This window comes from Vibrio profundi (assembly GCF_043642225.1).
Lineage (GTDB): Bacteria > Pseudomonadota > Gammaproteobacteria > Enterobacterales > Vibrionaceae > Vibrio > Vibrio profundi_A.
The window spans coordinates 195976-209912 of the sequence record NZ_JBHZSF010000008.1; the positions used below are offsets into that span (position 1 = coordinate 195976).

At 43.7% G+C, this 13937-nt stretch carries 14 protein-coding genes, 1 tRNA gene and 1 rRNA gene; 10 read left to right on the forward strand and 6 right to left on the reverse strand.

The window, feature by feature from the left end; genetic code table 11:
- Window positions 1-241 precede the first annotated feature (241 nt).
- Window positions 242-1357 carry a hypothetical protein gene (locus tag ACHUFI_RS14105; RefSeq protein WP_394250150.1) on the reverse strand — a complete coding sequence of 372 codons (1116 nt, stop codon included), beginning with the start codon at window positions 1355-1357 and terminating at the stop codon, window positions 242-244.
- Between the two features lie 298 nt (window positions 1358-1655).
- Window positions 1656-2138 carry an Lrp/AsnC family transcriptional regulator gene (locus ACHUFI_RS14110; protein WP_394250152.1) on the reverse strand — a complete coding sequence of 161 codons (483 nt, stop codon included), beginning with the start codon at window positions 2136-2138 and terminating at the stop codon, window positions 1656-1658.
- A 122-nt stretch (window positions 2139-2260) separates the two neighbouring features.
- Between ACHUFI_RS14110 and ACHUFI_RS14115 the strand changes: the two genes are divergently transcribed.
- Window positions 2261-2869 (forward strand): LysE family translocator, encoded by a 609-nt coding sequence (locus tag ACHUFI_RS14115; protein ID WP_394250154.1) that lies wholly within the window; start codon window positions 2261-2263, stop codon window positions 2867-2869.
- A gap of 125 nt (window positions 2870-2994) precedes the next feature.
- Here the strand turns inward: ACHUFI_RS14115 and ACHUFI_RS14120 are convergent, their stop codons facing one another.
- Both ACHUFI_RS14120 and ACHUFI_RS14125 read right to left on the reverse strand, forming a co-directional pair.
- Complete coding sequence (locus ACHUFI_RS14120) at window positions 2995-3756, reverse strand: DeoR/GlpR family DNA-binding transcription regulator (protein ID WP_394250156.1); 762 nt, start codon at window positions 3754-3756, stop codon at window positions 2995-2997.
- Window positions 3757-3767: 11 nt separating this feature from the next.
- A complete protein-coding gene (locus ACHUFI_RS14125; RefSeq protein WP_394250158.1) occupies window positions 3768-4655 on the reverse strand; it encodes a sugar kinase in 888 nt (295 codons plus the stop codon).
- Between the two features lie 193 nt (window positions 4656-4848).
- Between ACHUFI_RS14125 and yihU the strand changes: the two genes are divergently transcribed.
- The 9 genes from yihU to ACHUFI_RS14170 all read left to right on the forward strand — a co-directional run bounded on the left by yihU (window position 4849) and on the right by ACHUFI_RS14170 (window position 13609).
- The gene (yihU, locus tag ACHUFI_RS14130; RefSeq protein ID WP_394250195.1) at window positions 4849-5757 is read left to right on the forward strand and encodes a sulfolactaldehyde 3-reductase; all 909 of its coding nucleotides are present in this window, start codon (window positions 4849-4851) and stop codon (window positions 5755-5757) included.
- Window positions 5758-5782: 25 nt separating this feature from the next.
- Window positions 5783-6844 carry an aldose epimerase family protein gene (locus ACHUFI_RS14135; protein WP_394250160.1) on the forward strand — a complete coding sequence of 354 codons (1062 nt, stop codon included), beginning with the start codon at window positions 5783-5785 and terminating at the stop codon, window positions 6842-6844.
- 55 nt (window positions 6845-6899) lie between these two features.
- Entirely contained in the window at window positions 6900-7640 is a 741-nt protein-coding gene (locus ACHUFI_RS14140; RefSeq protein ID WP_394250162.1) for a sulfite exporter TauE/SafE family protein, read from the forward strand.
- A gap of 93 nt (window positions 7641-7733) precedes the next feature.
- A complete protein-coding gene (locus tag ACHUFI_RS14145; RefSeq protein WP_394250164.1) occupies window positions 7734-8984 on the forward strand; it encodes an AGE family epimerase/isomerase in 1251 nt (416 codons plus the stop codon).
- 241 nt (window positions 8985-9225) lie between these two features.
- Window positions 9226-10086 carry a class II fructose-bisphosphate aldolase gene (locus tag ACHUFI_RS14150; protein WP_394250166.1) on the forward strand — a complete coding sequence of 287 codons (861 nt, stop codon included), beginning with the start codon at window positions 9226-9228 and terminating at the stop codon, window positions 10084-10086.
- A gap of 152 nt (window positions 10087-10238) precedes the next feature.
- A complete protein-coding gene (locus tag ACHUFI_RS14155) occupies window positions 10239-10856 on the forward strand; it encodes a TRAP transporter small permease (RefSeq protein ID WP_394250168.1) in 618 nt (205 codons plus the stop codon).
- A 10-nt stretch (window positions 10857-10866) separates the two neighbouring features.
- Window positions 10867-12156 carry a TRAP transporter large permease gene (locus tag ACHUFI_RS14160; protein ID WP_394250170.1) on the forward strand — a complete coding sequence of 430 codons (1290 nt, stop codon included), beginning with the start codon at window positions 10867-10869 and terminating at the stop codon, window positions 12154-12156.
- A gap of 74 nt (window positions 12157-12230) precedes the next feature.
- Window positions 12231-13280, forward strand: a complete 1050-nt coding sequence (locus ACHUFI_RS14165) for a TRAP transporter substrate-binding protein (RefSeq protein WP_394250172.1) — start codon at window positions 12231-12233, stop codon at window positions 13278-13280.
- A 59-nt stretch (window positions 13281-13339) separates the two neighbouring features.
- Window positions 13340-13609: a PTS transporter subunit EIIB gene (locus tag ACHUFI_RS14170; RefSeq protein WP_394250174.1), complete on the forward strand. Its 270-nt coding sequence runs from the start codon at window positions 13340-13342 to the stop codon at window positions 13607-13609.
- A gap of 94 nt (window positions 13610-13703) precedes the next feature.
- Here ACHUFI_RS14170 and ACHUFI_RS14175 read toward each other — a convergent pair.
- Together ACHUFI_RS14175 and rrf are read right to left on the reverse strand one after the other, a co-directional pair.
- Window positions 13704-13794, reverse strand: a tRNA-Ser gene (locus tag ACHUFI_RS14175).
- A 69-nt stretch (window positions 13795-13863) separates the two neighbouring features.
- Window positions 13864-13937: ribosomal RNA gene (rrf, locus tag ACHUFI_RS22480) — 5S ribosomal RNA — on the reverse strand; the annotation flags it as partial.

Below are 13937 nucleotides of genomic sequence, written 5' to 3' on the forward strand. Positions count from 1 at the left end.
TTATTATTGATCTCGTCACTTCATGCTTAAGTTTTAGATCGCACTCAATAACTATAGATAAAAACATCAATAAACGAAGCTGGGAATTCGGGCAAATAAATCAAAGAAATGGTATTTACAACTAAGTAGTTAAAACTTATAGAAAATAAAACAGAAAAAAGAAACAGAAAAACAAATGAAATGCACGAGGGTAGCGGTAAGGCAGGAAGCTCTGCCTTACCAATTTAGAACGAGGGAAACGTCAATCGAGTAACGCCCTACCGTTATCTCCTTGCTCGTAGATACACAAGCTTACGCGAGACAAGGTTTTGATCTCTTTCAAACTCACGACTAACGAGTTTTTGCCCGTCGCCATATTATTTTTTAAACGATCGACGAGCGCTTGAACTTCGATTATATCGGCTTTCGCTTTTGGAACACGGGAGCTAATAAAGTTGAACCACTTTTCACTCATATTCCGACTGACTTTCGCTAAGACTTCTGAGTTAGTTATCGTAAATGGCTTATCCAGTAAGCCACCATCACGAAGAATGTCATAGATAATATGGCCATTTTTCTTGGCAACCATCATGTTCTTAGTATTCAATTGCAGCTCGCCAATATGACCATTAGCCATCTTCAAGAAGAACTTAATGTCTTTATAGCCGGCTTCGGTCGCACCGCAATTAAATTTCGCATTATCACCTTGGCTAGTACCATAACGGTCTTTCATTGCGCTTTGGTGATGCTGCAACTTTACAAATTCTTCCGTCAGAGCAATCATCGCTTTAGCTGCGATCATATCTTCCATATTTTCGAAGACAATCGTCATGCGCGCCGCATCTTTCAAATCACCAATATCGTAATGACGTTTACGGTTAGTGATCTTATCCAGCGCTCCATGAAAATCTTTGACCCCAAAGTACGCACCCGGCGGTTGTTTTAACGTGCCATTACAAACGGAAGCGACTTTCACTGCGTACTCTTTCAAGGCTTCTTGCGCTTCCACTGTTTCCATAAACATCATGAACAACTGCTTTTTCTTCAAGTTCGCATTCGCGACCTGATTTCTTGAGCCAAAATCAAGATTACCGTCAGCTAGCTTGGCACTTGATGATGCATCTAAGTAGTTATGGATTTTTTCCTTCTGCGTCATAATATCAAGAATAACTTGGTCTTGATTTCTATTCGCTTCATTAAGGTACTCGAAGTTCTCTACTTTATGTTTCAATGCCTGTAATCGATGATTGTAGTCTTCCACATTGACCAAACGAAACCCCTGCGACATGATCCCTTGTTGGTTTATCTTCGCCAAAACTTTTGCTTTGTTTTTTCTTACTTGCTCTTGGCTGATCTGAATCTCTTCCGTGGTCGGCATATCCTTGCTCCCTAAAACAACTGCTACGACAAAATTGCGCTTCCCTATACCTATAAGCACAGATATCAGTTTAGAAATTAAATAATCACATAATGAATTACTGATAAGTAAATAAAATAACGCGGGTTTGAGAGGTACTACCATAATCTAGCCAATAAACGATTAGAAACGCTAAGCTCAGTTAGAGGGTAACTAAAAGGTGAGTTTGATTGAGGCATGCGTGCAACTAATGAAGGGGTTAACCAGGAGCCCTTTTAGGTTACTGTATATAGGGCTCTTCTTATTCTGACAATGATCATCACTCCAGCGGGAGTTGAAACGTATTTTTTATTTCTTTAACGGAGACATTGGACTGAATGGCACTGACCCCTTTAACGCGTCTCATCGAACTAATACGCTCAAAGTATTCATCTAAATCCTTGGCGACGACCTGGACAATATAATCCGCGCCACCAGCAATGCAGTGACACATCAAGATCCAGTTCGCGCCCTCAACAAAATCCTCAAACGGCTCTGTATTTTCGACTTCATGACTTCCAAGAGTCACTAAAGTGAACCCCGATACTTGAAAGCCCAATTTTTTGCGGTTTAGCTTCGCGGCATACCCTTCGATGTAACCTTCTTCTTCCATCTTTTTCCAACGTCGCCAACAGGGTGTTTCACTCAAGTTGACTTGTTCGGCCAACTTACTGTTACTCATGCGTCCATCTTCTTGAATGTGCCCAAGAATACTGATGTCGGTGTCATCTAAAAGGAAATTAGTGGATTCTTTCTTTTTCATATCTAATTTGGAAATTACTTGCTCAATTTAACTCTAATACTAACTCAGATAGCAACGTTATTCCTACATGGATAGGTAAACTATCTCCCATATTAACCTTTAGTTTAAATGGGAGTGAGCCAATGAGCGCTCAACTAATGACAGCTTTATTACTGTTTGCTGTCACAATTTCAATGACACCAGGTGCCGGCAATGTCGCGCTAATTGGCTTATCTAGCCGATATGGTTTTACGGCAACATTGCCTTTCGTCTCAGGGTGCGCGGTAGGAGTGATTGCTATATTGGCAGGGTCCAGCATCGGGCTTGTTGGGTTATTTAGCCTATACCCAGATTTATACATTATCTTGAAATGGCTAGGCGCCGCTTACTTGTTGTATATGGCGTGGGGCATCGCTAACACCAAGCTTGATGATTCTAGCGAAGTAAAAAGATCTGGATTCATTTCAGGAGTACTCGTGCAGATCCTCAACCCGAAAAGTTGGGTCGCATCTTTAACGGTATTTTCGCAGTTCATCTCACCCACTTACCACTACCTTACTCAAGTGGTAATCATTATTAGCGTAATGGTCATCACCGGCGTGCTGGGCATGTTAGCTTGGGCATACTTTGGAACCATGCTTAACCGATTGATTCAATCTCCTAGAAAGTTAGTTTGGGTCAACCGTGGGTTTGGAGGCAGTCTCGCATTAGTCGCTCTATTTGTATTAGTACAACCGGCTACCTTGAATTAACACGCAGTACTTGGTCTAACTGTTGTTCAGTCTTCCCTCCTCGCCAAAGACGATACTGCCAACAAATAAAAAAAAGCCTGCTTATTTCTAAGCAGGCTTTCTAATCATTAATTCTATCTAACACTTTAAGGCTTACATACTTCGATCAGAATATCTTCGTTTTGAAGATTTTGCGCCAGCACGCTAGGCAGTGGCTTATCGGTAAACAAAGTCGTCGCTTCACGAATATGGCACAGTGCAATTGAGCCTTTTGGAACGAACTTTGTCGAATCTAACCCTACGTAGATATGACGCGCAGATTTCATCACCGCTTGCACTAGCTCAGTTTCATTCAGGTCATATTCTAATAGCGTACCATCAGCATCTAAAGACCCTGCACTTGTCAGCAAGTAGTCGAATCGAAACTTTGAAATGAAATCCATTGCTTCAGTGCCCACAATCCCGCCGTTTGAAGCTTTCACTTTACCGCTTGGGATCAACACATCAAATGTGCTGTTCGCATGAAGTATATTGGCAACTCGTAAACTATTAGTGATTACTTGAAGGTTATTCTTCGATAACAAGTGATTAGCAATCGTCTCGGCTGTCGTACCAATTGTAATAAACACCGTCGAGTTATCTGGCACTAATTCAACAATCGCCTTGGCTATCGCACCTTTCTCATGAGTCTCTGCACTTTTTCGAATCTCATAATCAAGGTTCGTTTTCGTTGCCGGAGAGCTGGCACCACCATGGTGACGAATGAGGAGCTTTTCATCACTGAGCTTCTTGATATCACGGCGGATAGTTTGCGTAGAGACATCTAGCTCTTCAGCGAGCTCCTCTACGGTATAATATCCTTCATCAATTACTAACTTTAAGAGCTTGTCTTGTCTAGGGTTAGTCATGCTAAACCTTCTTATTGAGTGATATATTGGTCCACTGCTTCACGAGTTGGGATCCCCTCTCGGCCCCCTAACTTAGTACATTTAATAGCAGCGACACTATTTGAAAACTTAATCGCCTGTCGGCTTTCCATCTTTTCTGCCACAGCAACGGTTAGCGCACCGTGAAAAGTATCTCCCGCACCAGTTGTATCGACAACATCGATCACTGGAGCAGGTTCATGGAACAATTCGCCATCTACTAGCCAATAACAGCCGTGCTTACCGACAGTGACGTAAACTTTTCCGTCCGTTTTTTCTTGTGCAAGGCGAAGTCCGCGCTCTATTTCTGTCGTATTGACAAAATTGGACAAGCCTTCTTCGGCAAAAGCGACATGATCCGCTAACGCAACCAACTCATCGATAGGTTCTGGGGAGATATCCGCATCTAGAACAGACGGTATGTTGTACTCTTTTGCCTTTTGTAATAAGTACTTAGCGCCTTCAGGCCAACGTACATCGCATAAGATAGCATCAAACTGACGGAAATCAACAGACTCCAACGCTGAGATATCACGGCTTAGACGCGGGTCTTGATGATTTATGATCATACGCTCACCCTCATCATCAACCAAGACACTAGAAAAAGAAGAAGACGCTTGCTCAACCGTCACGATGTGATTGGTGTTGACGCCATAGCTATTCAACTCATCTATCATTGTGGTCGCGACACTGTCTCCCCCGACTCGGCCGATAAACTCAACCTTGTGTCCCATCTTCGCCACGGCAACCGACGCCGTTGCAGCTGGGCCTCCGCCAATTTCAAAGTAATCTTTAGATACGAATTTTCCGCCAGTGGTTGGCAATTGATTAACCAGTTGGACTCGATCTAAAACCGTAATTCCTAAACATGCAATTGTCATGATGACTCTCTTAATTCTTCACATTATTGGATTGCTAACTAGCAAGATTCTGATTTCAGTATATCTATTTTTTACTTTTTGGTTGGGATTACAATCACAAAACAACCAAAACAGACACAAAACAACAAAATGTGACACTTATTACAGTTAAAATGTTTATTAGTGATTATATTAGTCACAACTCAAGCAAACACTGAAGGAAATACGAATGTCGACGATTGGATTTATTGGTTTAGGTCAAATGGGCACACCAATGGCGCTAAACCTCATTAAGGGTGGTCACTCAGTCAAAGTTTATGACATCAACGAAACTGCAGTTCAATCACTGGTAAGCCAAGGCGCGGTTGCAGCTTCTTCACCAGCGGACGCTACTTTAGATTCAGAATTTGTCGTCACTATGCTGCCAAACGGCAATTTGGTTAAGAACGTGATATTTGGTGAGAACGGTATTGCCTCAACATTAGATAAGAACGCATTACTGATTGATATGTCGACTATTCACCCGTTCGAAACCGACGCGTTAATTAGTCAAATGAGTGAACAGGGCTTTTCTATGATGGAAGCCCCTGTTGGTCGTACTTCCGATCATGCTGTGAAAGGAGAGCTACTCATTTTAGCTGGCGGTACCAACGAACAAATCGCTCGAGCTCAACCTCTTTTTGATTGTATGGGTTCTGAAACCGTCAACGCAGGTGGTGCGGGTAAAGGAATACGCGTAAAAATCATCAACAACTATATGAGTATTGCCCTAAATGCGCTTTCAGCGGAAGCCGCTACTTTATCTGAAGCGATCGGTCTTGAGTTTGAAACGGCGCTTCAAGTTATGAGTGGCACGCCAGCAGGAAAAGGCCACTTCACAACAACTTGGCCAGGTAAAGTACTAGCCGGGGATTTATCTCCAGCATTCATGCTAGACCTTGCCCATAAAGATCTCGGCCTTGCGCTTGATCTAGCAAATCAAGTGAACGTTCCAATGCCGTGTGGCGCAGCATCCCGCGAGTTATACAGCATCGCAAGAGCTGCAGGACGAGGCCGCCAAGACTGGACATCTGTCTTTGAGCAACTGCGCGTAACCTCAGGTCTAGAAGCAAAGATTAAATAACGATTTATAAAAACGAGACGATAACGTGAAACTAAGTGTTGAAGACTGGGGCGAAGTCGAAGGGCAAACGCTGCCTGTAAAACGGTTTACTCTTGAGAATAGCCAAGGCATAAAGCTGCAGATCACTAACTATGGCTGCATTGTTACTTCGTTGGAAGCCCCAGATCGCTCTGGTAACAACGCCGATGTGGTGTTGGGTTATGACAGTCTAGAGAAATACTTAAATGGGCATCCATTTTTCGGTGCGATCGCAGGCCGATTTGCTAACCGTATCAGAAATGGTCGCTATCAACTTGATGGTGAAACGTACCAGCTCGAAACCAACGAAATCCCCACGGGGCAGCACCTACATGGTGGTGCCAAAGGTTTCGACAAATACGTATGGGACTTTGAAATAGAACAGCAACAACATGCTATTTTTATTCACTTAAGCCGGACTTCTCCCGATGGTGAATCTGGATACGGTGGCACTTTGAATGTCACGCACTCAATTGGCTTAGACGAGCAGAATCAAGTGCATTACAACTTCAAAGCGACCACTGATAAACCAACCGTCATCAATTTGGTTAACCATAGCTACTACAACCTTGCGGGGCATGACTCAGGCTCTGTCGACGCCCATGAACTCAAGTTATTTTCTCGTTTTTATACGCCCGTTACCCAAGATTCGATTCCAACTGGAGAGATTCGTTCTGTGTTGGGTACAGGGTTGGACTTCACCAATACTTCAATTATTGGTGAAAACAAAGCAACGCTCACAGGTGGTATGTTTGACCATAATTTCATCCTTGAACGCGAACAACGTCAAGGTGAATACCACTACGCAGCAGAACTTTACGACCCTAGTAGCGGCCGGTTTATGACTGTTTTAACCACTCAACCGGCCGTTCAATTTTACAACGGTGCAAAGCTATCGAATAAACCATGGATTGGCCGAAAGGGATACAAGTATGAATCCTTTTCAGGACTGTGTTTAGAGACTCAACACTATCCAGATAGCCCAAATCATGCTCATTTTCCTAGCACACGTTTAAACCCCGGTGAGTTATTTGAAGAGAAAACTATCCATCGTTTCTCCGTGAAATAACCTCACACACAATTACATGAGTGGGCGAATCCAAGCCCTTCATTAGGACTTAGTTATGGACATCACCGTCATTCTAGTCGCACTAATCATTGCATTAGGTGGCTTTACTCAAGGGTTAACTGGATTCGGTTTAGCTCTCGTATCAGTACCCTTACTGTCACTCGTTGTCGATGCAAAGATGGCTGTGCCCATTGCCGGTATTTTTGGCTGGTTAGTCACCTTTCCTATCGTATGGAAAATGCGTCATTCCATTCAATATAAGGCCGGGCTTATCTTAGTTGCAGGGTCATTACCCGCTTCTTTTGTGGGCGCCAAACTACTGGCAAGCCTGCCATCGCAGTACATTCTAATTTCAATGGGCTTCGTGCTTGTTCTTTCTAGTTTGCACTCAATGCGTTCTTCTAAGCCATTATTTCAACAAACATCTGTCCCGATCACTGTCGGTGCGGGCTTTACTTCAGGCGTATTAGGGGCAAGCGTTGGGGAAGCTGGGCCGCCAGTTATCGCCTATACCTCGATGCAGCCTTGGACGGCCGATCAATCTAAATCCACACTGGCCTTCTTTTTTATGCTGCAAATGATTGGAGCAATCATCAGCTTTTGGAGTGAAGGGCTAATCACAGAGGAAGTCACCGCTTTAGTCACAAGCTCTATGCCAACCTTCTTGATTGGCATGACCGGTGGCATGGTCGGCTATCACTTCTTACAAAAATACAAAATTAACTATCATCACATCGTGCATAGTCTTCTTTTAGTCATTGGTTGTGTCTTAATTATCAAAAATGTCCATTTTTGATTGAAATTGTAACAAACACTACATCGCTAACAGATTTGAAATCCACTGACTGATAATTTCAGCAGTAATAAAATAATAACGAGGAAACTCCCTATGAAATGGATCAATACTAAATCCCATAATGCTTGGTTAGACACAGAGACCGACCGCATCTTTGAATTCGGTCGTAATGCTGTCGTACCGAATGGATTTGGCTGGGTTGGTAACAATGGCAACGTTCGCGAAGAAATGGGAACGCGCCTTTGGATCACCGCTCGCATGCTGCATTGCTACTCACTTGCAGCTCTGATGGGACGCCCTGGTGCATACGACCTTGTAGAGCATGGCATCACTGCTCTTGAAGGCCCGCTAAAAGATGAAAAACATGGCGGTTGGTACGCCACCATTGACAATGAAGGGCAAGGAATCGTTGATGCATCTAAGCAAGGTTATCAGCATGCTTTCGTTTTATTAGGTGCAGCAAGCGCTGCAACTACGGGCCACCCACGCGCTCAAGCTCTACTTGATGAAGCAATTAACGTGTATGAAAACCACTTCTGGTGCGAAGAAAAACAGATGTGCTTTGAATCATGGGATGAATCATTTACAGAAACAGAAGACTACCGTGGTGGTAACGCTGCAATGCACTCTGTAGAAGCCTTCCTGATCGTCTATGACGTAACGAAAGACAAGAAATGGTTAGACCGTGCACTCAACATTACTGAGTTCATGATTAACAAGACAGCCAAAAGCTTGAGCTATCGTGTCAATGAACATTTTGATTCAGAGTGGAATCCACTTCCTGACTACAACAAAGAAACACCTGCGAGCCACTTCCGCGCTTATGGAGGCACACCTGGGCACTGGATTGAGTGGGGCCGCCTAATTTGCCACTTACGTGCAACGCTTCTGGAAATCGGTGCCGATTGCCCTGATTGGCTATTAGAAGATGCTATCGGCCTGTTCGACGCAACTGTGCGTGATGCTTGGTCAGTTGATGGTGCTCCTGGTTTTGTGTATTCCGTAGATTGGGATGGCAAGCCTGTCGTTCGCGAACGTATCCGCTGGGCGCCTGTTGAAGCTATCGGTACAGCCTACGCTCTATATACGGTGACAGGAGATAAGAAGTACGAAGACTTCTATCGCATTTGGTGGGACTACTGCCGCACTTATTTGATTGACTATGAAGGCTGCTCTTGGTGGCAAGAGCTAGATGTAAACAATCAAGCTGGTACCAGTAAAGTATGGGATGGAAAACAAGACATCTATCACCTGATGCACTGCTTAGTTATCCCAAGACTCCCGTTAACACCTGGCCTAGCGCCTGCGCTGGCAGCAGGCCTTCTAGACCAAGGTGTAAACTAAAGAAGTTCACTCGCAAATACCAATCTAGATATCAATTCAATGGCAGCCAATATGGCTGCCATTTTCATTCTCTTTTCTCTTCGTTTCAAAATTGTCCATTTCATTGTGTGCGCCAGCACTCAATTTGTCTATTTATGTCCGCTTTTGTCACAAAGTGATATGCAAATAACAGTTTTGTAAGTTATCGACTGGTAATTTACACATAACAACAACGAACAACAAAACTATAGAGGAAACTTACATGCCTTACGTGTCTGGTAAAACAATGATTAACGAAGCGTGGAACAATGGTTACGCGATCGGCGCATTCACAGCTCATAACCTAGAGACAATTAAAGCAGTCCTACTTGCCGCTCAAGAAGAGCAATCTCCAATCATGCTTCAAATCGGCCAAAAGGCGATCAATGAAATCGGCATGGCACCATTACGAAATGCAGTAGATTCCCTGATCCAACATCATGAAATTTCTGTTCCAATTTGTATCCACTTAGATCACAGCCGCAAATTTGAGCAGTGCATCGAAGCCGCGACACGTGATTTTCAATCATTGATGTTTGATGGCTCTGCACTTCCATTCGAAGAGAACATTCGCATTACTAAAGCAGTAGTAGAAGTTGCAAATGCGCTTGGTTTAGGTGCCGAAGGAGAAATAGGCAAGATTGGCGGTACAGAAGATGACATCACTGTTGATGAAAAAGACGCGATGATCACCACAGTAGAAGAAGCACTCGACTTCTCTGAGCGTACAGGTGTTGATTACCTTGCGGTATCCATCGGTACGGCTCACGGTGTCTACAAAACAACGCCAGAACTAAAATTCGAACGCCTATCTGAAATCAAAGAAGCAGTGAAGAAGCCTATCGTACTGCACGGTGGCTCTGGTGTTCCTGATGACCAAGTTGTTGAAGCTGTGAAACGTGGCGTAGCCAAAATCAACGTAGACACAGAATTACGCCAAGGCTTTATTCATGGTGTACAAGCACACTGGAAAGAAAACGAGTCAGATTACATCCTTGCAGATGTCATGAACACAGGTATAGCTTCAATGAAAGAAGTCGTACAGCACAAGATTCGTCTATTCGGTTCTAACGGCAAAGCGTAACTCGCCCTAGGTTCGAACTAACCCTACAAAAAGCGACACACAGCTTTCATACCAAAGGCAGCGACTGTGACCAATACAATGAGCAGCCAACAGACCAGTAAGGCAGTGTGTCGTTTTAATAATTATATAAATACTAGTTTTATGGTGATTCTATGTTAAGAGCCATTGAAAAAACACTGAATGCAATCACAACACCTCTTTCTAAGGTTTTACGTCATATCGCGGGGCTTTTACTGCTGACGATGACGGTCATTGTCGTTGCCCAAGTTCTATTCCGATACGTACTGAATATCCCATTAAGTTGGACGGATGAGTCTTCGAGATTTTTAATGATCTATATGACTTATCTTTGTCTGCCTTTCGTCTATCTAACCGACAAAAACATCGCAATGACATTCGTCACCGAGATCATTGAAAAGAAAGCCCCAAGAGCCTATTCCGCTTTCTGTCTGATCGGACATATTTCAGCCATGTTGGTGTTTTATATCTGGATTACTTTCGGTTGGAACTTCTTTAAAACAGGCTCTGTAATGGCAGATAGTTTGCCAATACCGATGTACTTCGTCTACATCGCACCTCCCGTCATGATGGCCGTCACCATGCTTTATGCCGTTCAAAAATCCCTTGCTTCTATCCGAGGAGTCCTAGGAGATTTTAAAGACATTTCTAACACTTCGAAAACAGCAGAGCTATACGAAGGTTGTCAGCCCAATGAAGAAACAAGCACACCTCTTGTCGAAGAGCCGCTTGAATTGAAAACAGAGTCTTAGGAAGGTCAGCATGGTTTCTCCAATATTTTTAGTCTATTTCCTAGTTTTACTTATCGTTGGTGTTCCAGTTTTATTTACTCTGGGGCTATCACCAATCATTACTCTATTCCAAAACGATCAAATGCTTTTCGCTAACATGCTGTATCAGCGTTTGTATTCAGGTTTAGATAGTTTCTTACTTCTCGCGCTACCGTTTTTTATGTTGGCTGGCGAGTGCATGACAGCGGGCGGTATCACCCCTCGAATCATCGCTTTTGCACAAACTATGGTACAGCACCTACGTGGTGGCCTTGGCCATGTTGTTATTCTTGCAGCGACAATTTTTGGTGCTTTAACAGGTTCAGCAGTCGCAGCTACATCAGCGATTGGCGGAATGCTGATCCCTGAGATGAAAAAATACAATTACGATACCGGTTACTCAGCAGCATTAACGGCTGCGGCGACAGTACTTGGTAACATCATACCGCCTTCAGGGATCATGTTGATTTATGCGTTCGTCATGAACACATCAGTAGCGGCGATGTTCCTAGCAGGTGTCACTCCAGGCATTATCTTTTGTATCGGTTTGATGGTGATGAATCGCTATCAAATTCGTAAATACCCGCAAGTCCAACCTATGGAAAGAGCTCCCGCGATGGAACGCCACCAAGCATTCAAGCTGGCGATTCTACCACTGATGACGCCTGTCATTATTCTTGGTGGTATTTATGGCGGTATCTTTACACCAACAGAAGCGGCAGCCGTCGCCGTTGCCTACGCGATTTGTGTTTCTCTTTTCATTATTAGAGTTACAAATGTCAAAGCAACATACGCACTATTTGCAAAAGTAGCGGTAAATGCTGCATCTATTCTGATCATCGTCGCTGCGGCTAGCGGATTCGCATCTCTTATCAGCTTATCCGGTGTCTCAAACATGGTCGCAGACTTCATGAACGGAATTACCGATAACCCGTACTTACTGTTTGCCATCATCAATGTTCTGCTTTTCGCTATCGGAATGTTCTTAGATGCAGGCCCAGCAATTCTGATATTTGCTCCAATATTTGCGCCAATCATGATCAATGCTGGTATCGATCCAGTTCACTTTGGGGTGGTCATGTGCGCCAACCTTTCTATTGGTTTAGCAACGCCACCGATGGGGCTGGTTCTATTCGTAGCATCAGGCGTATCGAAAGTATCAGTTTCTGAAATATCGAAAAAAATCATTCCTTTCTTATTGGTAGAAGTCGCATTGATCTTCGTGATCTCTTGCTTCCCTCAACTAGTAATTGGCTTACCACAGCTATTCGGAATCATGTAAACACAACATTAATACAATAAATACGGAGCGTCATTGCATGGCGCCACCAATAACTCTCTACACGGTAATGAACAATGAAAAAGACAATCTTAGGTTTAGCAACCACTGCAGCGCTAATGTTTTCTGGTGCATCACTAGCCGCGACAGAATTTAACGTAGTACACCTTACTTCACCTGACAGCTACAACCACCAGTCGCTGTTGGTATTTAAAAATCACCTAGAGACCCGTTCAAATGGAGAGCTCACGGTAAAAATCTACGGCTCAGGCCAACTATGTGGCTCAGGCAAAGAGTGTATCGCAGGGGTTCAGGCGGGAATGTTTGACTACTTCCCAACAACGGTTTCAGAAATTGCTTACTACTGGAAGCCTGCTGAATCTTTCGATCTACCTTACCTATTACCAAATGACCGTATCGCAGAATGTGTCTATGGCAATGATGAATTCATCTCTGATGTTCGCGGGAACGTACTGAAAAAAGCGCCAAACGTCCGATTAATGATGGTCGCAAACTCTGGTGGCTGGCGTAACTTTGCTACGACGAAAAAGCCGGTTAAATCTCCAGAAGATGTCGAAGGCATGAAGATCCGTACCGTACCGGCAAAAGTACAACAAGACCTAGTTAAAGAACTCGATGGTTCGCCGACTCCAATTGCTTGGCCAGAAGTATACACAGCGCTATCGACAGGGGTGGTTGAAGGAACAAAAAATGGCATCGTTGATATCATCCAAAGCCGTTTCCACGAAAGCTTGGACTACCTAACGCTAGACGGACACGCCTACATGGGAGGCGCTTGGCTCATGTCTGACATGAAGTTTAAGTCGCTTTCACCAGAACTAAAACGAGTTGTATTAGATGCGATTGAAGCACAGCAGCAATACCTAATGTCTTATCCAAAACATAATGAATACGCTTCTTATGAAGCCTTCAAAAAAGCTAACGGTAAGATTTACAACCCAACTGCAAAAGAGAAAGAAGCCTTTAAAAAAGCCACCCAGCCTGTTGTGGACAGTTGGGCAAACACGGCTGATGCCGAAGGTAAGAAATGGTTAGACCGCTTCCAAACAGAAATAGCGACGTGTGAGACCAAGATCAACGCATCTTACAAAGTCTCAATGAACTAACGATCCGAAAGCACCACTGTAAAGTGGTGCTTTGCCATTCTACAGAGATAAAAACGATCATGATAAAAGACAAAGGCGATCTAACTGCAAAAGCGAATAAGATCATTTTAGGGCTAGGTGGTAAGGAAAACATTGTCGAAGGAAATATAGACAATTGTGCAACTCGATTGCGCATCCAAGTCCATAATACAGAGCTAGTCAACGAACGACTATTACGAAGACAAGGTGCCCTTGGCTTCATCAACCTACCAGATAACCATATTCAAGTGGTTTTCTTAAACGTTCACCCACTTGCACACGAAATTAGACAAGCACAAAGCGTTCACTAAACACTTCCTAGCCTTTTCGCACAGACCTAATTAATAAGTTACCCGTTAAACAAATGTAAAAAAGCCCGCTGATTTCTCAGCGGGCTTTTCAATGTGGTGGAGGGATAGGGATTTGAACCCTAGAACCGCTATTAACGGTTGCCGGTTTTCAAGACCGGTGCTTTCGACCACTCAGCCATCCCTCCAACAAATTGTCATCAACAGATTAGTACACTGTTGAGGTTGTTACTTGTTAAACAAGTAACTAAATCAAAGCCTGGCGATGTCCTACTCTCACATGGGGAAGCCCCACACTACCATCGGCGCTATTGTGTTTCACTTCTGAGTT

Coding starts and splice junctions, on each gene's coding strand:
- ACHUFI_RS14165 (WP_394250172.1), top strand. CDS start 12,231: ATGAAAAAGACAATCTTAGGTTTAGCAACCACTGCAGCGCTAATGTTT.
- ACHUFI_RS14125 (WP_394250158.1), bottom strand. CDS start 4,655: ATGACAATTGCATGTTTAGGAATTACGGTTTTAGATCGAGTCCAACTG.
- ACHUFI_RS14160 (WP_394250170.1), top strand. CDS start 10,867: ATGGTTTCTCCAATATTTTTAGTCTATTTCCTAGTTTTACTTATCGTT.
- ACHUFI_RS14140 (WP_394250162.1), top strand. CDS start 6,900: ATGGACATCACCGTCATTCTAGTCGCACTAATCATTGCATTAGGTGGC.
- ACHUFI_RS14105 (WP_394250150.1), bottom strand. CDS start 1,357: ATGCCGACCACGGAAGAGATTCAGATCAGCCAAGAGCAAGTAAGAAAA.
- ACHUFI_RS14120 (WP_394250156.1), bottom strand. CDS start 3,756: ATGACTAACCCTAGACAAGACAAGCTCTTAAAGTTAGTAATTGATGAA.
- ACHUFI_RS14150 (WP_394250166.1), top strand. CDS start 9,226: ATGCCTTACGTGTCTGGTAAAACAATGATTAACGAAGCGTGGAACAAT.
- ACHUFI_RS14110 (WP_394250152.1), bottom strand. CDS start 2,138: ATGAAAAAGAAAGAATCCACTAATTTCCTTTTAGATGACACCGACATC.
- ACHUFI_RS14145 (WP_394250164.1), top strand. CDS start 7,734: ATGAAATGGATCAATACTAAATCCCATAATGCTTGGTTAGACACAGAG.
- ACHUFI_RS14170 (WP_394250174.1), top strand. CDS start 13,340: ATGATAAAAGACAAAGGCGATCTAACTGCAAAAGCGAATAAGATCATT.
- ACHUFI_RS14115 (WP_394250154.1), top strand. CDS start 2,261: ATGAGCGCTCAACTAATGACAGCTTTATTACTGTTTGCTGTCACAATT.
- ACHUFI_RS14155 (WP_394250168.1), top strand. CDS start 10,239: ATGTTAAGAGCCATTGAAAAAACACTGAATGCAATCACAACACCTCTT.